Below are 22008 nucleotides of genomic sequence, written 5' to 3' on the forward strand. Positions count from 1 at the left end.
AACTTAAAATGAAGCAAGGCGCATACTTGCAGAAATCATGCTGAAAGTGAGTTGATCCGATTGGATCTGTTATCGATAAAGGACCCTGCATTTTTGAAGAACCTTTCAAATCAAGAACTGGAAAGCTTGAGCGCTGAAATTCGCCGTTTTTTAATTGAAACGCTTTCTGAATCCGGAGGGCACATTGGTCCGAATCTCGGCGTTGTCGAGCTTACCATTGCATTGCATAAAGAATTTAACAGCCCGAAAGATAAGTTTTTGTGGGATGTGGGGCATCAATCGTATGTCCATAAACTGCTGACCGGCCGCGGAAAGGACTTCGCCACCTTGCGTCAGCATAAAGGACTGTGCGGTTTTCCAAAGCGGAATGAAAGCGAACATGATGTCTGGGAAACGGGCCACAGTTCGACTTCTCTCTCCGGTGCGATGGGGATGGCAGCTGCGAGAGACTTGAAAGGGACAAACGAATATATCATCCCGATCATCGGAGACGGTGCACTGACCGGCGGCATGGCTCTTGAAGCGCTTAACCATATAGGCCATGAGCAAAAAGACATGATTGTCATTTTGAATGACAACGAAATGAGCATCGCTCCAAACGTCGGAGCGATTCATTCCATGCTCGGAAGGCTGCGCACAGCCGGAAAATACCAATGGGTCAAAGATGAGCTTGAGTATTTGTTCAAGCGGATTCCTGCTGTTGGCGGGAAGCTTGCCGCTACAGCCGAGCGGATCAAAGACAGCCTGAAATACCTGCTGGTATCCGGGATGTTCTTTGAAGAGCTCGGATTTACGTATTTAGGGCCTGTAGACGGTCATTCCTATGATGAACTGTTTGAAAACATGCAGTATGCGAAAAAGACGAAAGGCCCGGTACTCCTCCACGTTATTACGAAAAAAGGAAAAGGCTATAAGCCTGCGGAAACCGATAAAACCGGCACATGGCACGGAACCGGCCCATATAAAATCGATACCGGTGATTTTGTTAAGCCGAAAGCCGCTGCGCCATCATGGAGCGCGCTCGTAAGCGAAACGGTCAGGAAGCTTGCCCGCGAGGATGAAAGGATTGTAGCCATTACTCCGGCCATGCCTGTCGGTTCAAAACTTGAAGGGTTTGCGAGCGAGTTTCCGGAGCGCATGTTTGATGTCGGCATTGCGGAACAGCATGCGGCAACGATGGCGGCTGGTCTCGCGACTCAGAATATGAAGCCGTTTCTCGCGATCTATTCGACATTTCTTCAGCGCGCTTATGACCAGGTTGTCCATGATATTTGCCGGCAAAACCTAAATGTATTTATCGGCATTGACAGAGCGGGCCTAGTCGGCGCTGATGGGGAAACACACCAGGGCGTGTTTGACATTGCTTTTTTACGGCATATTCCGAATTTGGTTCTCATGATGCCGAAAGACGAAAACGAAGGCCAGCACATGGTCAACACGGCTGTCAAATACGATGACGGCCCGATTGCCATGCGCTTTCCGCGCGGAAACGGACTCGGCGTCAAAATGGATAAAGAATTGAAAACGATCCCGATCGGAACGTGGGAAGTGCTGAGACCCGGGACAGACGCGGTCATTTTAACATTCGGCACCACCATTCCGATGGCGCTTGCTGCCGCGGAGGAGCTGCAGAAAGAAGGACGTTCGGTCAGAGTGGTTAACGCCCGTTTTATCAAGCCGCTTGACGAAAACATGCTGATGGAAATCCTGAACGAAGGGCTTCCGATTTTAACGATCGAAGAGGCTGTGCTCCAAGGCGGATTCGGCAGCTCGATCCTTGAGTATGCCCATGAACATCAGTCATACAGCCCGATCATTGATAGAATGGGGATACCTGATCAATTTATTGAACACGGCAGCGTCGCCAAGCTTCTGGAAGAGATCGGAATGACAAAAGAAGACGTCATCAGACGAATAAGACTATTGACGCCCGTAAAGACTCATAAAGGAATTGGATCATGACAGGAAAAAAAGAACGGCTCGACGTTTTATTAGTAGAAAGAGGGTTAATGGAAACGCGGGAAAAAGCGAAAAGAGCCATCATGGCCGGCATCGTCTATACGAATGAAAACAGACTGGACAAGCCGGGCGAAAAGGTCGACCGCACGATTCCGCTGACCGTTAAAGGAAACCCGTTAAAATACGTCTCAAGAGGCGGATTAAAACTTGAAAAAGCATTAAAAGAGTTTCAGCTTTCCGTTCAAGGCAAGCTGATGATTGACATCGGCTCTTCCACCGGCGGCTTCACAGACTGCGCGCTGCAAAACGGCGCTCTCCGCTCATATGCCGTTGATGTCGGGTATAATCAGCTCGCCTGGAAGCTGAGACAGGATGAGCGGGTTGTAGTGATGGAACGCACGAATTTCCGGTATTGCACACCTGCCGATTTTACGGAAGGACTGCCGGAGTTCGCGACGATCGATGTCTCTTTTATCTCACTGAAAATCATCCTGCCTGTGCTTAAGAGCATTTTAGTTCCGGGAAGCGACTGCATCGCTCTCGTAAAACCGCAGTTTGAAGCAGGGCGGGAATCCGTTGGGAAAAAAGGGATCGTCCGCGATCCCCTCGTCCATCAAGCTGTGCTTGATGACATCAGCCGGTTTGCGGCTCGGGAAGGATATGACTGCAGAAACGTCTCGTTTTCGCCGATTACCGGCGGCGACGGCAACATCGAATTCCTTCTCCATTTGCATTGGGACGGAGAAGAGCAACCTGGCACGCCGATAGCAGAAGAAACGATCAATCAAATTGTCGAAGAAGCTCACAAGACATTAAAAGCGAAAAAAACGGATCCGCGTGATTAAAAACCCTTGAGAGTCGTACGGCGAATGCGAGGGTGGCCGGCACGCAAAAAGGAATAATAGTGGGCTATTATTCCTTTTTTACTGCAAACATGTACTTTTCCGACAAAATCATTTAACATAAATGTATAAACATACACAATTTGTGTATAAAACGAGGTGTGAAATGAACAAAGGTCAAAGGCATATTAAAATCAGGGAGATTATCACCGCTAATGAAATTGAAACGCAGGATGAGCTTGTCGATATTTTAAAGAAAGACGGCTATAATGTGACGCAGGCCACCGTCTCGCGGGACATTAAAGAGCTTCATTTGGTCAAGGTGCCGACAAACAACGGTTCCTACAAATACAGCCTGCCTGCTGATCAGCGCTTTAATCCCCTTTCCAAATTAAAAAGATCATTGATGGACGCATTTGTCAAAATCGACTCAGCCAGCCATCTGATCGTTTTAAAAACAATGCCGGGCAACGCGCAGGCGATCGGGGCGCTGATGGACAATTTGGATTGGGAAGAAATCATGGGAACGATCTGCGGAGATGATACCATTTTGATCATCTGCCGGACGCATGATGATACCAAAATCGTACAGAAGAAAATATTGGAGCTTTTATAAACGAAGGCCTGAAAAGAGGTGTCATGAAAGCTTGTTAGCTGAATTATCGATCAAAAACTTTGCCATTATCGAAGAATTAACCGTTTCTTTTGAAAAAGGGCTGACGGTTCTGACCGGTGAAACCGGGGCCGGAAAATCGATCATCATCGACGCCGTCTCTTTGCTTGTCGGAGGCCGCGGCTCGTCCGAATATGTCAGGTATGGCGAAAAAAGAGCCGAATTGGAAGGGCTTTTCCTCCTTGACAGCGGCCATCCGGTTTTTGATTTGTGCACAGAACTCGGGATTGAAGCCTCGGATGACATGATCGTCATGAGGAGAGATATTAACGCAAACGGCAAGAGCATCTGCCGCGTCAATGGAAAACTTGTCACCATTGCCGCTTTGCGGGAAGTCGGCAGACTGCTGCTTGACATACACGGGCAGCACGACAATCAGCTGCTGATGGAGGATGAGCACCATCTTCAGCTTCTGGACAGGTTTGCAGGAGAAGAAATCGAGCATGCTCTAAAAGCGTATCAGGAAGTTTACAGCCGCTACATGGACGTCATGAGAAAGGTGAAAGAGCTTTCTGAAAGCGAACAGGAAATGGCTCACAGACTCGATTTAATACAGTTTCAGCTTGATGAAATCGAATCTGCAAACCTTGAGCCGAAAGAGGACGAACTTCTTCAGGAAGAGCGCCGTCAAATCGCTAATTTCGAAAAAATATACGAAGCTCTGCAAAATGCCTATAATGCGCTACGCAACGAGCAGGCTGGGCTTGACTGGGTCGGCATGGCTTCAAGCGAGCTTGAAAACGTCTCAGGCATCAATGAAGGGCTCAATAAAGTATCTGAATCCGTAGCCAACGCATACTACATTCTCGAAGATTCAACTTTTCAGATCAGAAATATGCTGGATGAACTCGAATACGACCCCGAGCGCCTCGATTATATCGAATCGCGATTAAACGAAATCAAACAGCTGAAACGCAAATACGGCGCTACTGTCGAAGATATCCAAGCTTATTCGGCTAAGATAGAGGAAGAGATCGACCGGATCGAAAACCGGGACAGCCACTTGCAGGCATTAAAATCCCGCCTCGAATCAATCGGCAAGGATGTGGCGATTGAAGCCGCCAATGTGTCCGAAATCAGAAAAAAATGGGCGAAAAAACTGGCCAAACAGATTCAGCAGGAACTGAAAGATCTGTATATGGAAAAATCGACATTCGATACGGAATTCCAGGTGAAAAAAGCGGAACGGGATGATGATGCACCCGTCGTCAACGGTATGCCGGTTCAGCTCACAAAGCACGGCATTGATACCGTCCATTTCCTAATCTCAACAAACACGGGAGAACCGCTCAAATCTTTGTCAAAGGTTGCATCTGGAGGAGAGCTGTCAAGAATCATGCTGGCCATGAAAAGCATTTTCTCTGCTCAGCAGGATGTTACATCGATCATTTTCGATGAAGTGGATACGGGTGTAAGCGGCAGAGTCGCGCAGGCGATCGCCGAAAAAATACACCGCGTCTCGATCGGCTCTCAAGTTTTATGCATTACCCACTTGCCGCAGGTGGCCGCGATGGCTGACACCCATCTTTTGATTACGAAACAGTCGAAAGACGGGAGAACGACGACAAGCGTCACGCCGTTGACAAAACAGGAAAAAATAGCGGAAATCGGCCGGATGATCGCCGGAGTCGAAGTAACGGATCTGACGAAGCGCCATGCGAAAGAACTTTTGAACCAAGCTAAGCTTGTTAAAACTACCGGATAAGCTGTTCATCCTGAACAGCTTATTTTTTTGTCGGCATTTTCTTATACAAACTCATTCTTATCATTTTATCCAATGATTTTCTTCCGTCCGCAGTTATAAATCGCTGTCCGAAAGGCAAAAGTAATGAATGTAGCGAAAGAAATTTTATATGGTGTGGGTTAGGTGCGAGGAGAGTGAAAAGGTGGATGTTGAAAAAATCAGAAAAGTTGTGGGTATGATTCTCCTTGTTTCTTTAATAAGTGTAGGGTTTTACAAACCGGTGAAAGAATACATTGTAATCCCAAAAAACTTGAACATTTTTGAGACGGGTACCCGTGCGGTTGAAACGAGCTTATCCGTCAGTGCTTCGAAAGATGGATCATCGGAAGCATTCACACTGAAAGAAAATCAAAGTGAAGTAGAAATAAAAGGTGAAAAGAATGGAAAGGCAGAACTCGTCTATGATTTTGCCGGATTCCCAGTTAAAAAAACGAAAGTAAATGTCCTGCCTGATTTGAAAGTGGTCCCCGGCGGGCAGTCTATTGGTGTAAAGCTTCACTCCGTTGGCGTATTGGTCGTAGGTTTTCATCAAATCAATACCTCTGAAGGCAAAAAATCGCCCGGTGAAGCAGCCGGAATCGCGGTAGGCGACATTATCACCGAAATCAACGGCACGAAAATCGAAAAAATGAATGACATTACCCCTTTTATTCAAAAGGCCGGGAAAACAGGAGAAACCTTACATCTGTCGATTAAAAGAGATAAACAAGAAATCAAAACGAAGCTCATTCCGAAAAAAGACCAGGCTGAAGATAAATACAGAATCGGCTTATATATCAGGGACTCTGCCGCAGGAATCGGCACAATGACTTTTTTCGAGCCGAAATCGAAAAAATACGGAGCGCTTGGTCACGTCATTTCAGACATGGATACGAAAAAACCGATCGTTGTTGAAAAAGGGCAAATCGTGAAATCGACCGTCACTTCGATTGAAAAAGGAACAGGCGGAAATCCCGGAGAGAAACTGGCCCGTTTCGCATCAGAACGAAAAGTGATTGGTGATATCAACAGAAACAGTCCATTCGGGATCTTCGGGACGCTTCACGAGTCAATCAAAAACCGCATCGCTGACAAAGCCATTCCGATTGCATTTTCAGATGAAGTAAAAGAAGGCCCGGCCCAAATTTTAACGGTTATCGAAAACGACAAAGTCGAGAAATTCGATATTCAGGTCGTCAGTACGACACCTCAGAAGTTTCCGGCTACAAAAGGGATGGTGCTGAAAATTACCGACCCGAGGCTGTTGAGCAAAACAGGAGGCATCGTTCAAGGGATGAGCGGAAGCCCGATCATCCAAAACGGAAAGATCATTGGCGCCGTAACTCACGTTTTCGTCAATGATCCGACGAGCGGATACGGCGTGCATATTGAATGGATGCTGTCTGAAGCGGGAATCGATATTTATAAAAAAGAAAAAGCAAGCTGACTGCCGGATTCCTCCGGCAGTTTTTGATTTCGTCTTTTTTTCTTGCGCGTTGTGCGTTAAAATGAAAGAAGAAAAGATTTTTCGACAAATTCACGTTCCCCGGTTTGTCAAGTCGCATTTCGAGTCGAAAAATCGAGAAAATCAGAAAAAAACAGAGAAAAAGCGAGAGATACCACTATTATTGGAAAAATCCTTTTTAAAAAAAGGGAATAAAGTGGTGCTGTCGAATTAAACATATTAGAAAAAGAATGATGAAATTTATCAACATACACATTGGGGAGGAAGAAACGTGGAGAAAATTAAAGTATGTGTTGCTGATGATAACAGGGAGCTTGTCGGCCTATTAAGCGAATATATCGAGGGACAAAGCGACATGGAAGTACTTGGTGTCGCGTACAACGGACAGGAATGCCTTTCGTTGTTTAAAGACAAGGAGCCCGATGTGCTTGTGCTGGATATTATCATGCCTCACCTCGATGGATTGGCCGTTCTTGAAAGGCTGAGGGAATCGCAGCTTAAAAAGCAGCCGAATGTCATCATGCTGACGGCGTTCGGTCAGGAAGACGTGACGAAAAAAGCTGTAGATTTGGGCGCGTCGTATTTTATTTTGAAGCCTTTTGACATGGAGAACTTAGTCGGCCATATCCGCCAGGTCAGCGGAAACGGATCTCAATTGACACACCGTGCCCCGTCTTCTCAAAGCAGTGTGCTTCGGCCGCAGCCGGAATCGCCGAAGAAAAACCTGGACGCCAGCATCACGACCATCATCCACGAAATCGGCGTGCCCGCTCATATAAAAGGCTATTTATACTTAAGGGAAGCCATCTCCATGGTGTATAACGACATCGAACTGCTCGGAAGCATTACAAAAGTGCTTTATCCGGATATCGCCAAAAAATTCAACACGACTGCAAGCCGAGTCGAACGGGCGATTCGCCACGCCATCGAAGTCGCATGGAGCAGAGGCAACATCGACTCGATTTCGTCACTTTTCGGCTACACAGTCAGCATGTCAAAAGCCAAGCCGACGAATTCAGAATTCATCGCGATGGTCGCAGACAAGCTGAGACTGGAGCATAAGGCTTCTTAAACGTTGACATGGCGCGGTTTTGACGAAGATTTACCGTTGAATTGCCGACCTTTTTCTAACGAATAGTTTATCGTAATTCCGATGAATTTTTCGCCCTTATTGCGATGAATTGCGATCCGAAGGGTTTCATACAGTATTTGAAGGTCTCGTTTTTATAAACGAGGCTGTTTTTTTGCTCTTAAATGTACTGTTTGTGTTTCAGCACGGTGTGTATTGTGTAAAGTCAGCCTAACAGCTCATCAAAAAATACCAAAATATTGTAATTTGTGCACTTTTTAGACATGCCTGTTTGTTATATGATGAAATCGAAATGAAATAAATGGAAAAGGAGTTGTTTTAAAATGAAAGTCAATAAATTATTAACTGGTACGACTCTGGCTGTTGGTTTACTTATTTCTACAGCGCCGGTATTTGCTGCACCGCATTCATCTGAGGTGATTGCACATCCGACTGCTCAATACATCAATTGTCCAAGTGACTTGCCAAGCTCATTCAAAAGCAGCAAATCATCAAAATGTGTAAAATCTTCTTCAGGAGTTTTCAGTAACAAATTTTCTGATAGCGATGGAACATGGTATTTCAAAGGGAAATTTTACAGTAATGTTTTTAACACTTGGGTTGGTTTTTACGAAGGATGAACAAAAAAGGGGGGCTCCCCCTTTTTTTGTTTTCCTTTTAGTAATTTCACGGAAATAGATGGCGGAGAATGTAAAACCTTTCGAAAAAGCCAATCTCGAGTTAAAAGTATGAAATAAGCAGGTGGTATGATGATCTTTACGAAAACAGATCTTCGCTATTATCTCGAACAAGACAAGAAAGCGTTAGGAATCTCAAGTCGAAAAAGGCCTAAATGGTTTGGCGATGATATTTGGAAGTATCAGATAGCCTTGCGCAAACATGAATATTACTCAAATGCCAACTCCAAGGTGTTCAAGCATGTTTACCGGTATCTGCATAAAAAGAGAGGATTGAAGCTCGGATTTGACATCCCGGTGAATGTTTTCGGTCCGGGGTTGAGGATCAACCATTACGGATTGCTCATCGTAAACAGCAATGCAAAAATAGGTGCAAACTGTGACATTCATCAAGGAGTTAACATCGGTCAAAATCACGCTCACCACGATGTTCCAACAATCGGAGACAATGTCTGGATCGGGCCTGGAGCAAAGCTCTTTGGCAGCATTCACATTGCCGACGGCATTTCGATTGGCGCAAACGCCGTAGTCAACAAATCTTTCACTGAGGAAAACATTACAATAGCCGGTGTGCCTGCCAAAAAAATTAAAGAGGCGCCGTCAACAATGGACCGGAAGCAGGCTCTGCAGCAGCAAATATAGGCATGAGAACTGCGGAAGGAGCAGCGCTGCTAAATCATCCGCTATGAAGGACTAAATGTTGTCATGAAGCAGCCGGGCTTTAAAAAATGCATTCCTGCAAGTTCTGATAAAAGCCACATAGCACGCAGCCAGCTTTCGGTGTATCCGTCTATTTTTCAAAGTTTGTCTCACGCCCGGTGCATTGGCGTCATAGACTGAATCATATAAAGCGAAAGCCGCATGAAACGTCTTTTTTCTTATGAAAAAAGACGTTTTTTTATACAAAAAAATAAAAATGATGAAATAGATCTGATTTCTTCCAGATGACAACCATTTTTCGCCTTGGGTAGACCGTTTTTCACAGACGTTTTTGAGCGGATGGCTTCTAACAATTCGGAAATCCCTGGGGCGTTGGACGGGTAAATCGGACGAATATCTGCTGGAGTGGCCTGCTTTACAGCCGCCGGGTATTAAAGATAAGGTACGGGGAGTAAAAAATTCAGCGGACGAGGTGGTCGACATGAAAAAAGGAGTCATCCTTGTTTTGTTCGCTATGCTGCTATTGGCAGGCTGCGGGACAACGCAACATAATGAGATCCGAAAAGGAACAGGCGGGGAAACGTTTGTGAAAGAAGGCACCTTTGTCGGTTTGGCGGATCAGCATACCGTCGCCGTCAATATTGACGGTAAAGAAACGACGTTTCAGGTCCCTCCCGAAAAACGGGATAAATATAAGGGGATCAAGGATGATACAAAGGTGGAAGTGAAGTACACGAAAACAGAGGACGGAACATTACAGCTTGAAGATATGAAAGAGAAAGAATGATCGTTTGCAAAAAGGGATTGTAGGAGGAACTAATCGTGAAACTGTTAATGAGGAGTTTAGTTTTGCTGCTGTTTTCGTTTATTGCGGTTTTTCCAGCTGCTTTTGCAGCTGAGCCGCTTTCCGGTAAGACGGTATATGTTGACGCAGGTCACGGGGGCGAAGACAGCGGCGCGGTCGGAAACGGGCTGCTTGAGAAAGATGTCAATCTTGAAGTGGCAAAGCTGGTTGATGAAAAACTGAAAGAAGAGGGAGCTGCCACAGTCGCCTCAAGAACGGATGATACGTTTTTGACACTGGAAGACCGGGTGGCCAAAGCGAGCAAGCACGCTTCGGACTTGCTGATCAGCATTCATGCAAACTCGGCCGTCCCTGAAGCGTCAGGTACAGAAACATACTTCGATTCTGCCTATCAAGCCGCTGACAGCGAACGCCTGGCGTCTAACATTCAAGAACGCCTTCCGGATGCGCTTGGCACTCGGGACAGAGGTGTAAAAGAATCAGGGTTTTATGTCATCAAAAATTCTCAAATGCCGAGTGTTTTAGTCGAACTCGGCTTTATCACGAACAAAACTGATGCAGCTAAACTCGAAAGTCCGGAATATCAGGAAAAAGCGGCAGACGCGATTGCTGACGCTGTCACAGCTTATTACGAATAACAATAGGGGCCCCGGTATAAGACCGGGGTTCTTGTGTTATGTTTATGTTAAAAAAGGCCTTATGTGTGGAAAGAAAACAGTAAGACCTTCATAATGGGATATAAACTTGCAATTCTTGTAGAGGTGAACCAGAAATGACGAAAATATTTGCACACCGAGGAGCTTCAGGCACTTTTCCCGAAAATACAATGGAGGCGTTTAAGCAGGCGGCGGCCATCGGTGCAGACGGCATCGAATTGGATGTACAAATGGCAAAAGACGGACGTCTTGTTGTAATACATGATGAAAAGCTTGACAGGACGACTTCGCTGAAAGGATATGTAAAGGATCTTACATATGCGGAGATCAAGCGCGGAGACGCAAGCCACCGTTTTTCCGAAAAAACCGGATCTGTCCCGGTACCGACCCTTGAAGAAGTGTTTGAGTGGGCGGCAGATGCTGAATTTCTTCTCAATGTGGAATTGAAAAACAGCATTATCCGTTATGAAGGAATGGAAGAAAAGGTGATGTCGATGATTGAAGCGTACGGCCTTCAAGACCGGATCATTCTTTCATCATTCAATCATGAAAGCCTTGCGTTATGCAGCAGACTGAATCCAAGTATCGAGTTGGCCGCGCTTTACATGGATGTCATCTACAAGCCGGAGGAGTACATTGAAATGATTCCGGCTACAGGATTTCATCCGTATCGCCGTTCAATGTCGGTTGACATGATCAAAAACGCCCATTTGAAACAAAAAGCGGTCCGGCCGTTCACCATCAACCGTGAAGAGGAGATGAAAAAGCTGATTGCTGAAGGAATTGACGGTTTCTTCACCGATTTTCCCGAAAAAGCGTTAAAAATAAAAGCCGAGATGTGACACGCTGAAAGGATTACAAAATCCCAAAACTAAAAGTCGTTTTGGGATTTTGTCAACAATCTGAAAGCCGCAGACAATATCTGCGGCTTTTTGCTTTCCGTTCGCAGAGATCACACCTCGCGGCTGCTCTGCTTTTTTCTGAAGCGGGGGCTTACTTGGTTGCGTTTTCTGTCTCTGTATAGAATAAATCCGCCTAATAAATAAAGGCCGCCTGCGAAGCATATGAACCCCGCCAGCCCCTGAAGCCAAAGGATCTGAAACGGGCTGATCAAAACGCCGAAAACAGTGTCGCGCATCAATTTAATTCCGAGAGCAGCCAGGCCTCCCGGTATCAGCAAAACGAGCAGTGCGATCATTCTCCCCATACACGAATCCCCTTACCAAAGATTTACCTTTATTGTCTATTTGAAAAAAAAGTTTGTCAAGAAAGGAAAACATGATAACATAGATGTTGTGCAAATTGTTGCAAGTGAACGTGATAGTGTGCAAAATTTTTCATACAAAGGGGTAAAGGGATGATGCAAAAAGTACTGATCGTTGGTGCTGGAAAAGGGGGGACCGCTCTCTTGGATGTGCTGCTGAAAACAAAGACGATGCATATCGAGGCGGTCATCGATAAAAATCCGGAAGCTCCCGGGCTTTTCATCGCGCAAAAAAACGATATCGAAACGGCGCTCGATTGGGCACCGTACATCACAGAACTGATCGATATCATCATTGAAACGACCGGAGACGCCGGCGTATTAAAGCAACTGATGCGAAAAAAGTACGACAGTACGATCGTGGTGCCGGGATCGCTCGCTTATATCATCTCTCAGCTGATGAACGAAAAGCAGCAGCTCATCCAAATGTTAAAAGAGCAGACGTATAAACACGACCGTATTTTCAACTCTATGAATGACGGCATGATTTTTATCGACATTAACGAAGAGATCATTTTGTTTAACAAAATGGCGGAAGTGATGACCGGGACAAAGCGCACTGAAGCGATCGGCCAGCATATTCAAAGCGTGATCCCGACGACGAAGCTGCCGCGCATTCTCAATACGAGAGAGCCTGAGTATCATCAAAAACAATTTCTCCATCCGAACAGGCAGATCGTCACGACCAGAATTCCGATTATCGATGACGGAGGGACGCTGCTCGGGGCGCTTAGCATATTTAAGGACATTACCGATGCGGTCGAGCTGGCTGAAGAGGTGACCAACCTGAAGGAAGTCAGAACGATGCTTGAAGCGATCATTCAATCTTCGGATGAAGCGATATCGGTCGTTGATGAAAACGGAAACGGGATGATGATCAACAGGGCGTATACAAAGATGACGGGCCTGACAAAAGACCAGGTGATCGGGAAGCCGGCCAATACCGACATATCCGAAGGTGAAAGCATGCATTTGAAAGTGCTTGAAACGAGGCGCCCTGTCAGAGGGGTCAGAATGAAAGTCGGCCCCAATAAAAAAGAAGTGATCGTCAATGTCGCGCCGATTATCGTTGACGGTATTTTAAAAGGGAGCGTCGGCGTTATTCACGATGTATCTGAAATTCAATCGCTCACAAACGAGCTGAACAGAGCGCGCCAGATTATCCGTACACTCGAGGCGAAATATACATTTGCCGACATCATCGGTTCAAGCGAGCAGATGCTCGTCGCGCTGGAACAGGCGAAATTGGGGGCGAAGACGCCTGCGACGATTTTGCTGAGAGGCGAATCGGGAACGGGGAAAGAGCTTTTTGCCCATGCCATACATAACGAAAGTGACCGAAAGTATAATAAGTTTGTTCGCGTCAATTGTGCGGCCATTTCGGAATCACTGCTTGAATCAGAGCTGTTCGGCTATGAAGAAGGCGCTTTTTCAGGCGCGCGCCGCGGCGGCAAAAAAGGATTTTTTGAAGAGGCGAACAACGGCAGCATTTTCTTGGATGAAATCGGAGAGCTCACGCAAAACACACAAGCGAAGCTCCTCCGCGTTCTTCAGGAAAAAGAAATTGTCAGAGTCGGCGGGACCAAACCGATTTCTGTGAACGTCCGGGTCATCGCAGCGACAAACGTCAATATTGAAAAAGCGCTCGCTGAGGGCAGGTTTCGCGAAGACTTGTACTACCGGATCAATCGCTATCCGATATCAATTCCGCCGCTCAGGCAGCGGAAAGAGGATATCGAAGCCTTGAGCAGGCATTTGATTGGGAAGATCAATCAAGAATACGGACGCAATGTAAAGGGGCTCACGAAAAACGCACTCAAATCGTTAAAAGCACGGAAGTGGCCGGGGAATGTCAGAGAGCTTGAAAATGTCCTTGAGCGGGCGATGATCTTTTTAAAACCGCAAATGGAATGGATTGATCTCGAACACCTGCCTGAAGCAGACCGTCCGAAAAAAAAGGTGGAAGCCGGAGCAGCTTTCCCTGAGATTGAAGAGGAAAAGCTGTCTGATGCGGTTGAACGGTTTGAAGCTCATGTCATAAAAGAAACGCTTGAAAAGCATCAATACAACAGAACGAAAACGGCGAAAGCGCTTGGAATCAGTATCCGCAATCTCTATTACAAAATGGATAAATACAATCTTGCAAAAGATAGCATGCAATAAATTGCAAAACGAGTGCAAAATCATGCAAACTGTAAAACAGGATCACAGTACCGAACCGCTTTTTTATACTGGCACGAAACTTGCATGATATAGTGGGCGGATGTTTGCTAAGAAAGGTGGGTACTATGAAGCTGAAACAATTATTGCAAAAAGCGGCGGAGCTTGACAATAAAACGGTCGCCGTCGCACATGCAGAAGATGACGAAGTGCTGCAAGCAGTCAAACTTGCGGTCGACAAACAATTTGCCCGGTTCTTGCTGATTGGGCACAGAGAAAAGATCAGGCATATGATGACAGAACAGAACATTTCAAAACGGCACGTGGATATCATTCATTCGGAATCGCCGGCGGATTCGGCGAGAATTGCCGTTCAAGCTGTCAAAAGCGGCAATGCTGATGTTCTCATGAAGGGGAATGTCCCGACAGCCGTGCTATTAAAAGCCGTTTTGAATAAAGAGTACGGGCTCCGTTCCTCGCATGTACTGTCACATGTAGCAGCTTTTGAAGTCAGCGGGTTTGAGAGGCTGATTTATGTAACAGATGCGGCAATGAATATCAGCCCCAAGCTTGATGAGCTGAAACAAATTTTAGAAAACGCAGTCGGCGTGGCGAGAGCGGTCGGCGTGCAAATGCCGAAAGCCGCTTGCCTCGCCGCGGTGGAAACGGTGAATCCCGCAATGGAAGCGACATTAAATGCAGCTGCCTTGACGCAGATGAATCATCGGGGCCAAATCAAAAATTGCATCGTTGACGGGCCTCTTGCTTTGGATAACGCGATCTCACCGCTTGCCGCCCGGCATAAAAACATTTCTGGAATCGTTGCGGGCGAGGCTGACATCCTGCTTGTTCCTTCAATTGAAACAGGCAATGTCCTTTACAAATCATTGATTCATTTTGCGGGTGCGAAAGTGGGAGCCATTTTGGCAGGGGCAAAAGCGCCCATCGCCTTGACAAGCAGGGCCGATTCCGCAGAAAACAAGCTGTATTCGATTGCTTTGGCGCTGTGTACGTCTGAAGCACGACAAGAGGAGGAATAAAAAATGGAACTATTTCGATATATGGAACAGTATGACTATGAGCAATTGGTATTTTGCCAAGATAAACAGTCCGGATTAAAAGCGATCATCGCGATTCATGATACGACGCTCGGGCCGGCTCTCGGCGGCACGAGAATGTGGACATATGAAAGTGAAGAAGCCGCAATTGAAGATGCGCTGCGCCTTGCGCGGGGAATGACCTATAAAAACGCGGCGGCCGGACTGAACCTCGGAGGAGGCAAAACCGTTATTATCGGCGATCCGCGCAAAGATAAAAACGAAGAAATGTTCCGCGCTTTCGGCCGTTACATTCAAGGGCTGAACGGCAGATACATCACCGCGGAAGACGTCGGTACAACCGTTGAAGATATGGACATCATTCATGACGAAACTGATTTTGTTACAGGCATTTCGCCTGCTTTCGGTTCATCTGGCAATCCTTCCCCGGTAACGGCTTACGGGGTATATAAAGGGATGAAGGCTGCGGCAAAAGAGGCCTTCGGGACAGATTCGCTTGAAGGAAAAACCGTTGCTGTCCAAGGGGTCGGAAACGTGGCATACAATCTGTGCCGTCATCTCCACGAAGAAGGCGCGAAACTGATCGTGACCGACATCAATAAAGAAGCGGTCGAACGCGCAGTCGCCGAATTCGGCGCCCGTGCCGTCGATCCGGATGATATTTATTCACAGGAGTGCGATATATATGCACCGTGTGCTCTGGGAGCGACAATCAACGATGATACGATTCCGCAGCTGAAAGCCAAAGTGATTGCCGGGGCAGCCAACAATCAGCTGAAAGAAACGCGCCACGGGGATCAAATCCACGACATGGGTATCGTTTATGCCCCTGACTATGTCATCAATGCCGGCGGCGTCATCAATGTCGCTGACGAGCTTTACGGCTATAATTCAGAGCGCGCGCTGAAAAAAGTCGAAGGCATCTACGGAAATATTGAACGCGTCCTTGAAATTTCAAAACGCGACCGCATTCCGACATACTTGGCCGCAGACCGCCTGGCGGAAGAGCGTATTGAGCGCATGCGCCAATCGAGAAGTCAATTTTTGCAAAACGGCCATCACATTTTAAGCAGGCGTTAAGATCATAACCCCTATTCGCTACTGGAGGTTTTATATCAATGCAGGTACAGGAAAAACGTATTCTCGTCATCAATCCGGGATCAACATCTACAAAGATCGGCGTTTTTCATGATGACCGTTCGATTTTCGAAAAATCAATCCGTCATGACGAGGCTGAGTTACAGCAATACCAAACCATTATTGATCAATATTCGTTCAGAAAACAGGCGATACTCGAAACCCTGCATGAACAGGGAATCAATATTTCTAAATTGGCTGCCGTTTGCGCCCGGGGAGGGCTACTCAGACCGATTGAAGGCGGCACTTACGAAGTCAACGATGCGATGATCACCGATTTGAAGAACGGATATGCGGGGCAGCATGCATCAAATCTCGGGGGTATCATCGCCAGGGAGATTGCCGACGGATTAAATATTCCCGCTTTTATCGTCGACCCCGTTGTTGTGGATGAAATGGCCCCTATCGCAAAAATTTCCGGCACGCCGGCCATTGAAAGGCGCAGTATTTTTCACGCGCTCAACCAAAAAGCTGTCGCGAGGAAAGCGGCCTGGCAGTTTGGAAAGCGGTATGAAGATATGAAAATGATCATCACCCACATGGGAGGCGGCATTACGACCGGCGTTCATTGCCACGGTCGGGTGATCGATGTCAACAACGGCCTCCACGGAGAAGGTCCGCTCAGTCCGGAGCGGGCCGGAACCATTCCTGCGGGTGATCTGATCGAAATGGCCTTCTCCGGCAAGTATACGAAAGGCGAGCTGATGAAAATGCTAGTCGGCGGCGGAGGCCTCGCCGGCTATCTCGGCACGACGGATGCGGTTAAAGTTGAGAAAATGATCAAGGAAGGCGATCAAAAGGCTGCGCTCATCTATGAAGCGATGGCTTATCAAATCGCCAAAGAAATCGGGGCGGCCAGCGCCGTCTTAAAAGGCGAAGTCGATGTCATTATTTTGACAGGCGGACTGGCGTACGGAAAATCGTTTGTTACCTCGATCAGACAATACATAGACTGGATTTCGGATGTCGTCGTCTTTCCGGGAGAAAATGAGCTTCAAGCATTGGCTGAAGGTGCATTTCGCGTATTGAACGGCGAAGAAGAGGCGAAACAGTATCCGAACCAGAGGAGGGAAAGTCATGGCAACTGAATACGATCTCGTGATTCTTGGAGGGGGCACAGGCGGCTATGTGGCTGCCATCAGAGCTTCGCAGCTGGGGCTGAAAACAGCCGTCGTTGAAAAGCGGAAACTCGGCGGCACGTGCCTTCATAAAGGCTGCATCCCGTCGAAAGCGCTCCTAAGAAGCGCGGAAGTTTACAGGACAGCAAAAAAGGCGGACGAATTCGGAGTGGTCATTTCTGAAGTCGGCCTGCGGTTTTCTCAAGTTCAAAGCAGAAAACAAAAAATAATTGACCAGCTGCACAACGGTGTCAAACACTTGATGAAAAAAGGAAAGATTGATGTTTACGAAGGAATCGGACGGATTCTCGGGCCGTCGATTTTTTCCCCGATGCCGGGGACGGTTTCCGTTGAGATGGCAAACGGGGATGAGAATGAGATGCTCATACCGAAAAACGTCATCATCGCCACAGGCTCAAGGCCCAGGTCGCTGCCGGGGCTTGAGCTTGACGGGGAAAACGTGCTGTCATCCGACGAAGCGCTTGAACTTGAGCAGCTTCCGGCTTCCATGCTGATTGTCGGAGGAGGTGTCATCGGAATCGAGTGGGCTTCCATGCTGTGCGATTTCGGTGTTGACGTGACCGTCATTGAGTATGCAGACCGGATTTTGCCGACTGAAGATGCCGATATTTCTAAAGAAATGCAGACGCAGCTGGCGAAAAAAGGCATCACCATCATCACGGGAGCGAAAGTGCTGCCCGACACATTGGCGAAAGGCGATACGGTCAGCATTCAAGCGGAAAAAGACGGAGAAAAACAGACCTATTCCGCTGAGAAAATGCTCGTATCTGTCGGAAGGCAGGCAAATGTTGAAGGGATCGGTCTGGAAAACACAGATATCCAAGTGGAAAACGGCTTTATCGCGACAAACAGCATGTACCAGACAAAAGAATCCCACATCTATGCGATCGGAGATGTGATCGGCGGCCTTCAGCTTGCACATGCTGCTTCCCATGAAGGGATTACGGCTGTTGAGCACATTGCTGGCGAGAATCCGCACGACATCGACTATTCGCTTGTCTCAAAATGCATCTATTCAAGTCCTGAAGCCGCATCGGTCGGCTTGACAGAGGATGAGGCGAAGGCACAGGGCAAAAGCGTCAAAGTAGGCAAATTTCCGTTTCAGGCGATTGGCAAAGCGCTCGTGTACGGTGAGACGGACGGCTTTGTCAAAATCGTCGCCGATCGCGAATCAGATGATATTTTGGGCGTTCACATGATCGGCCCGCATGTGACAGACATGATATCTGAAGCCGGTCTGGCAAAGGTGCTTGACGCCACCCCGTGGGAAGTCGGACAAACGATCCATCCGCATCCGACGCTGTCGGAGGCGATCGGAGAAGCCGCCCTTGCCGTAGATGGAAAGGCGATTCATTTTTAGAAAGCATGAAGGAGTGAAAAAAATGGGCAATAACCGTCATGAAGCAGTTGGATTAACAGATGAACAAGCAATCGACATGTACAAAACCATGCTTTTAGCCAGAAAACTTGATGAGCGGATGTGGCTCTTAAACCGTTCAGGCAAAATTCCTTTTGTCATCTCTTGTCAAGGACAGGAAGCCGCCCAGGTCGGAGCGGCATTTGCATTAGACCGTGAGAACGATTATGTGCTTCCATATTACAGAGATATGGGCGTTGTCCTTGCTTTTGGCATGACGGCAAAAGATTTAATGCTGTCGGCGTTTGCAAAAGCCGAGGATCCGAATTCGGGAGGAAAGCAGATGCCGAGCCACTTCGGTCAAAAGAAAAACCGGATCGTCACGGGCTCTTCGCCAGTGACAACGCAAGTTCCGCACGCGGTGGGTGTAGCGCTTGCCGGAAGACTTGAAAAGAAAGACATCGCGACTTTTGTGACGTTCGGTGAAGGCTCTTCAAACCAGGGGGACTTCCATGAAGGGGCGAACTTTGCCGCCGTTCATAAGCTTCCCGTCATTTTCATGTGTGAAAACAATAAATACGCCATTTCGGTTCCTTACGAAAAGCAGGTGGCTTGTGAAAACATTTCCGACCGCGCCGTCGGTTACGGCATGCCCGGCGTGACTGTTGACGGAAATGATCCGCTTGAAGTCTACAAAGCGGTTAAAGAAGCAAGGGAACGTGCCGGAAGAGGCGAAGGTCCGACATTAATCGAAACGATATCATACCGGCTGACCCCGCACTCCAGCGATGATGATGATCGAAGCTACAGAGAGCGCGAAGAGGTGGCGGAGGCGAAGAAAAATGATCCGCTTAACAAATTCGCGCATTACTTAAAAGAAACAGGCCTTCTGGACGACCAGTCTGAGAAGCAAATGTCGGATGAGATCACAACCATCGTCAATGAAGCAACAGATTATGCTGAACATGCACCTTATGCAGATCCGGAAGATGCGCTGCGGCATGTTTATGCGGAGTAAGGGGGAAGAACAATGCCAGTTATGTCATATATAGATGCTGTCACTTTGGCTTTGAAAGAAGAAATGGAAAAGGATTCCCGCGTCTTTGTTTTAGGGGAGGATGTCGGCAAAAAAGGCGGTGTGTTCAAGGCAACAGCCGGTCTTTACGACCAGTTCGGCGAAGAGCGGGTGATGGACACGCCTTTGGCGGAATCCGCAATTGCCGGCGTCGGAATCGGGGCTGCCATGTACGGGATGAGACCGGTCGCCGAAATGCAGTTTGCAGATTTTATCATGCCGGCTGTCAACCAGATTATTTCAGAAGCGGCAAAAATCCGCTACCGCTCCAACAATGACTGGAATTGTCCGATCGTCATCCGCGCACCTTACGGCGGAGGCGTGCACGGCGCGCTGTACCATTCTCAGTCAGTTGAATCCGTATTTGCCAACCAGCCCGGGTTGAAAATCGTCATGCCTTCGACACCTTATGATGTCAAAGGGCTTTTGAAAGCGGCCATCCGCGATGACGACCCTGTCCTGTTCTTCGAGCATAAACGTGCGTACCGGCTGATCAAGGGCGAAGTGCCGAGTGACGACTATGTGCTGCCGATCGGAAAGGCGGATGTGAAGCGGGAAGGCGAAGACATTACCGTCATCACATACGGATTGTGCGTCCATTTCGCCCTTCAGGCTGCCGAGCGGCTTGCCAAAGACGGGATTTCCGCACATATCCTTGATTTAAGAACAGTATATCCGCTCGATCAGGAAGCGATTATTGAAGCGGCTTCCAAAACGGGCAAAGTGCTTCTGATGACCGAGGATACGAAGGAAGGCAGCATTATGAGTGAAGTAGCCGCGATCATTTCAGAGCATTGCCTGTTCGATTTGGATGCGCCGATTAAGCGGTTGGCGGGCCCTGACGTCCCGGCAATGCCGTATGCTCCTACAATGGAAAAATTCTTTATGGTCAATCCGGATAAAGCAGAAGCAGCAATGAGAGAATTGGCCGAGTTTTAATATAGCGAAGGAGGACATATCGTATGGCAGTGGAACAAATGACAATGCCGCAGCTCGGGGAGAGCGTGACGGAGGGAACCATCAGCAAATGGCTTGTCAGCGTCGGAGATCACGTCAACAAATACGATCCGATTGCTGAAGTGATGACGGATAAGGTCAATGCTGAAGTCCCTTCATCGTTCACGGGAACGATTACCGAGCTTGTCGGGAAAGAAGGCGAAACTCTGCAAGTCGGAGACGTCATCTGCAAAGTCGAAACAAACGAAGAAGCGAAACCGGAGGCTGAGGCTGCTTCCAATCTGGATCAAGCGGAAGCGGAGCCGGCCAAACCGGAGGAAAAAGATACATCTCAGAAAAAACGTTATTCCCCGGCGGTGCTGAGACTTGCCGGTGAGCACAACATTGATTTGGAGCAGGTGGAAGGTACCGGTGCCGGCGGACGGATCACCAGAAAAGACATCCAGCGCATCATTGCTTCCGGAGCTGCTCCTCAAGCTGATGCGGCGCCGGAAAAACAGCCGGATACAAATGCCGCGGGAGCGAGTGAGCCCGTCCAAAAGCCGGCGCAAGCCGCCCCTCAAGCTGCACCGCCTCAGAGTGCGGCTGGAGACGTCGAGATTCCTGTGACCGGAATCCGTCATGCGATTGCGACCAATATGGTCAGAAGCAAGCATGAAATCCCTCATGCCTGGACGATGATGGAAGTGGATGTCACAAGTCTTGTGAGCTACCGCAACAAAATAAAGGACGAATTTAAGAAGAAAGAGGGCTTCAGCCTGACCTTTTTCGCGTTCTTTGTCAAAGCGGTCGCACAGGTGCTGAAGGAATTCCCGCAAATGAACAGCATGTGGGCCGGAGATAAAATCATTCAGAAAAAAGACATCAACATCTCAATTGCAGTAGCGACTGACGATGCGCTGTACGTTCCTGTCATCAAGCATGCCGATGAAAAAACAATTAAAGGCATCGCGAGAGAAATCTCCGAACTGGCTCATAAGGTCAGAAGCGGCAAGCTGACGAGCGGGGATATGAGCGGAGGTACGTTCACGGTCAACAATACCGGTTCGTTCGGGTCGGTTCAGTCAATGGGGATCATCAACCATCCACAGGCGGCCATCCTGCAGGTTGAATCGATCGTCAAGCGTCCCGTCGTCATGGAGCATGGCATGATCGCGGTCAGAGATATGGTGAACCTGTGCTTATCCCTCGACCACAGAGTGCTTGACGGCCTCGTTTGCGGCAGATTCCTTGCCCGTGTGAAAGAGATTTTGGAACAAATCGATGATCATACTTCCATTTATTAAAAAAGAAGAGCTGGCCCGTTAAGGG

Annotated in this window: 20 protein-coding genes; 19 read left to right on the plus strand and 1 reads right to left on the minus strand. The window is 47.8% G+C overall.

What is annotated here, in order from left to right:
- Positions 1-60: 60 nt before the first annotated feature.
- From dxs to M1E03_RS08695, 11 genes are all read left to right on the plus strand, one after another.
- On the plus strand, positions 61-1962 hold the full coding sequence (gene dxs / locus M1E03_RS08645) for a 1-deoxy-D-xylulose-5-phosphate synthase (protein ID WP_023855166.1): 1902 nt from the start codon (positions 61-63) through the stop codon (positions 1960-1962).
- The gene (locus M1E03_RS08650; protein WP_020452130.1) at positions 1959-2804 is read left to right on the plus strand and encodes a TlyA family RNA methyltransferase; all 846 of its coding nucleotides are present in this window, start codon (positions 1959-1961) and stop codon (positions 2802-2804) included. Before dxs ends, M1E03_RS08650 begins: the two co-directional genes overlap by 4 nt.
- Before the next feature lie 163 nt (positions 2805-2967).
- Positions 2968-3417: a transcriptional regulator AhrC/ArgR gene (gene ahrC, locus M1E03_RS08655; protein ID WP_020452129.1), complete on the plus strand. Its 450-nt coding sequence runs from the start codon at positions 2968-2970 to the stop codon at positions 3415-3417.
- Positions 3418-3448: 31 nt separating this feature from the next.
- A complete protein-coding gene (gene recN / locus M1E03_RS08660; protein WP_020452128.1) occupies positions 3449-5179 on the plus strand; it encodes a DNA repair protein RecN in 1731 nt (576 codons plus the stop codon).
- A 148-nt stretch (positions 5180-5327) separates the two neighbouring features.
- Entirely contained in the window at positions 5328-6644 is a 1317-nt protein-coding gene (gene spoIVB / locus M1E03_RS08665) for a SpoIVB peptidase (RefSeq protein WP_043054395.1), read from the plus strand.
- A gap of 289 nt (positions 6645-6933) precedes the next feature.
- Positions 6934-7734: a sporulation transcription factor Spo0A gene (spo0A, locus tag M1E03_RS08670; RefSeq protein ID WP_003183361.1), complete on the plus strand. Its 801-nt coding sequence runs from the start codon at positions 6934-6936 to the stop codon at positions 7732-7734.
- Between the two features lie 341 nt (positions 7735-8075).
- The gene (locus M1E03_RS08675; protein ID WP_020452126.1) at positions 8076-8372 is read left to right on the plus strand and encodes an antimicrobial peptide LCI; all 297 of its coding nucleotides are present in this window, start codon (positions 8076-8078) and stop codon (positions 8370-8372) included.
- A 129-nt stretch (positions 8373-8501) separates the two neighbouring features.
- On the plus strand, positions 8502-9071 hold the full coding sequence (locus M1E03_RS08680) for a serine O-acetyltransferase (RefSeq protein WP_020452125.1): 570 nt from the start codon (positions 8502-8504) through the stop codon (positions 9069-9071).
- Between the two features lie 499 nt (positions 9072-9570).
- Positions 9571-9876, plus strand: a complete 306-nt coding sequence (locus tag M1E03_RS08685) for a membrane lipoprotein lipid attachment site-containing protein (protein ID WP_025811172.1) — start codon at positions 9571-9573, stop codon at positions 9874-9876.
- Between the two features lie 35 nt (positions 9877-9911).
- The gene (locus M1E03_RS08690) at positions 9912-10532 is read left to right on the plus strand and encodes an N-acetylmuramoyl-L-alanine amidase family protein (protein WP_020452123.1); all 621 of its coding nucleotides are present in this window, start codon (positions 9912-9914) and stop codon (positions 10530-10532) included.
- A gap of 134 nt (positions 10533-10666) precedes the next feature.
- Positions 10667-11392, plus strand: a complete 726-nt coding sequence (locus tag M1E03_RS08695; protein ID WP_075213166.1) for a glycerophosphodiester phosphodiesterase — start codon at positions 10667-10669, stop codon at positions 11390-11392.
- Between the two features lie 110 nt (positions 11393-11502).
- Here the strand turns inward: M1E03_RS08695 and M1E03_RS08700 are convergent, their stop codons facing one another.
- Positions 11503-11757, minus strand: coding sequence for a DUF2627 domain-containing protein (locus M1E03_RS08700; protein ID WP_075213165.1), 255 nt, complete (start codon positions 11755-11757; stop codon positions 11503-11505).
- A 153-nt stretch (positions 11758-11910) separates the two neighbouring features.
- Between M1E03_RS08700 and M1E03_RS08705 the strand changes: the two genes are divergently transcribed.
- From M1E03_RS08705 to M1E03_RS08740, 8 genes are all read left to right on the plus strand, one after another.
- Positions 11911-13977, plus strand: a complete 2067-nt coding sequence (locus M1E03_RS08705; protein ID WP_103749551.1) for a sigma-54 interaction domain-containing protein — start codon at positions 11911-11913, stop codon at positions 13975-13977.
- A 125-nt stretch (positions 13978-14102) separates the two neighbouring features.
- The gene (gene yqiS, locus M1E03_RS08710; protein WP_023855157.1) at positions 14103-15014 is read left to right on the plus strand and encodes a phosphate butyryltransferase; all 912 of its coding nucleotides are present in this window, start codon (positions 14103-14105) and stop codon (positions 15012-15014) included.
- 3 nt (positions 15015-15017) lie between these two features.
- A complete protein-coding gene (gene bcd / locus M1E03_RS08715; protein ID WP_020452118.1) occupies positions 15018-16112 on the plus strand; it encodes a branched-chain amino acid dehydrogenase in 1095 nt (364 codons plus the stop codon).
- 38 nt (positions 16113-16150) lie between these two features.
- The gene (buk, locus tag M1E03_RS08720) at positions 16151-17257 is read left to right on the plus strand and encodes a butyrate kinase (RefSeq protein ID WP_020452117.1); all 1107 of its coding nucleotides are present in this window, start codon (positions 16151-16153) and stop codon (positions 17255-17257) included.
- On the plus strand, positions 17247-18668 hold the full coding sequence (gene lpdA, locus M1E03_RS08725; RefSeq protein ID WP_020452116.1) for a dihydrolipoyl dehydrogenase: 1422 nt from the start codon (positions 17247-17249) through the stop codon (positions 18666-18668). The genes buk and lpdA overlap by 11 nt, the downstream gene beginning before the upstream one ends.
- 22 nt (positions 18669-18690) lie before the next feature.
- Entirely contained in the window at positions 18691-19683 is a 993-nt protein-coding gene (locus tag M1E03_RS08730; protein ID WP_020452115.1) for a thiamine pyrophosphate-dependent dehydrogenase E1 component subunit alpha, read from the plus strand.
- 12 nt (positions 19684-19695) lie between these two features.
- Positions 19696-20679, plus strand: coding sequence for an alpha-ketoacid dehydrogenase subunit beta (locus M1E03_RS08735; RefSeq protein WP_020452114.1), 984 nt, complete (start codon positions 19696-19698; stop codon positions 20677-20679).
- A gap of 23 nt (positions 20680-20702) precedes the next feature.
- Positions 20703-21983, plus strand: a complete 1281-nt coding sequence (locus M1E03_RS08740; protein WP_458110746.1) for a dihydrolipoamide acetyltransferase family protein — start codon at positions 20703-20705, stop codon at positions 21981-21983.
- Positions 21984-22008: the final 25 nt, after the last annotated feature.

The organism is Bacillus sp. PK6-013 (genome assembly GCF_054161445.1).

Coding starts and splice junctions, on each gene's coding strand:
- M1E03_RS08740 (WP_458110746.1), top strand. CDS start 20,703: ATGGCAGTGGAACAAATGACAATGCCGCAGCTCGGGGAGAGCGTGACG.
- M1E03_RS08685 (WP_025811172.1), top strand. CDS start 9,571: ATGAAAAAAGGAGTCATCCTTGTTTTGTTCGCTATGCTGCTATTGGCA.
- ahrC (WP_020452129.1), top strand. CDS start 2,968: ATGAACAAAGGTCAAAGGCATATTAAAATCAGGGAGATTATCACCGCT.
- M1E03_RS08735 (WP_020452114.1), top strand. CDS start 19,696: ATGCCAGTTATGTCATATATAGATGCTGTCACTTTGGCTTTGAAAGAA.
- buk (WP_020452117.1), top strand. CDS start 16,151: ATGCAGGTACAGGAAAAACGTATTCTCGTCATCAATCCGGGATCAACA.
- lpdA (WP_020452116.1), top strand. CDS start 17,247: ATGGCAACTGAATACGATCTCGTGATTCTTGGAGGGGGCACAGGCGGC.
- bcd (WP_020452118.1), top strand. CDS start 15,018: ATGGAACTATTTCGATATATGGAACAGTATGACTATGAGCAATTGGTA.
- M1E03_RS08705 (WP_103749551.1), top strand. CDS start 11,911: ATGCAAAAAGTACTGATCGTTGGTGCTGGAAAAGGGGGGACCGCTCTC.
- yqiS (WP_023855157.1), top strand. CDS start 14,103: ATGAAGCTGAAACAATTATTGCAAAAAGCGGCGGAGCTTGACAATAAA.
- M1E03_RS08695 (WP_075213166.1), top strand. CDS start 10,667: ATGACGAAAATATTTGCACACCGAGGAGCTTCAGGCACTTTTCCCGAA.
- M1E03_RS08650 (WP_020452130.1), top strand. CDS start 1,959: ATGACAGGAAAAAAAGAACGGCTCGACGTTTTATTAGTAGAAAGAGGG.
- M1E03_RS08730 (WP_020452115.1), top strand. CDS start 18,691: ATGGGCAATAACCGTCATGAAGCAGTTGGATTAACAGATGAACAAGCA.
- spoIVB (WP_043054395.1), top strand. CDS start 5,328: ATGGTGTGGGTTAGGTGCGAGGAGAGTGAAAAGGTGGATGTTGAAAAA.
- M1E03_RS08675 (WP_020452126.1), top strand. CDS start 8,076: ATGAAAGTCAATAAATTATTAACTGGTACGACTCTGGCTGTTGGTTTA.
- M1E03_RS08680 (WP_020452125.1), top strand. CDS start 8,502: ATGATCTTTACGAAAACAGATCTTCGCTATTATCTCGAACAAGACAAG.
- M1E03_RS08700 (WP_075213165.1), bottom strand. CDS start 11,757: ATGGGGAGAATGATCGCACTGCTCGTTTTGCTGATACCGGGAGGCCTG.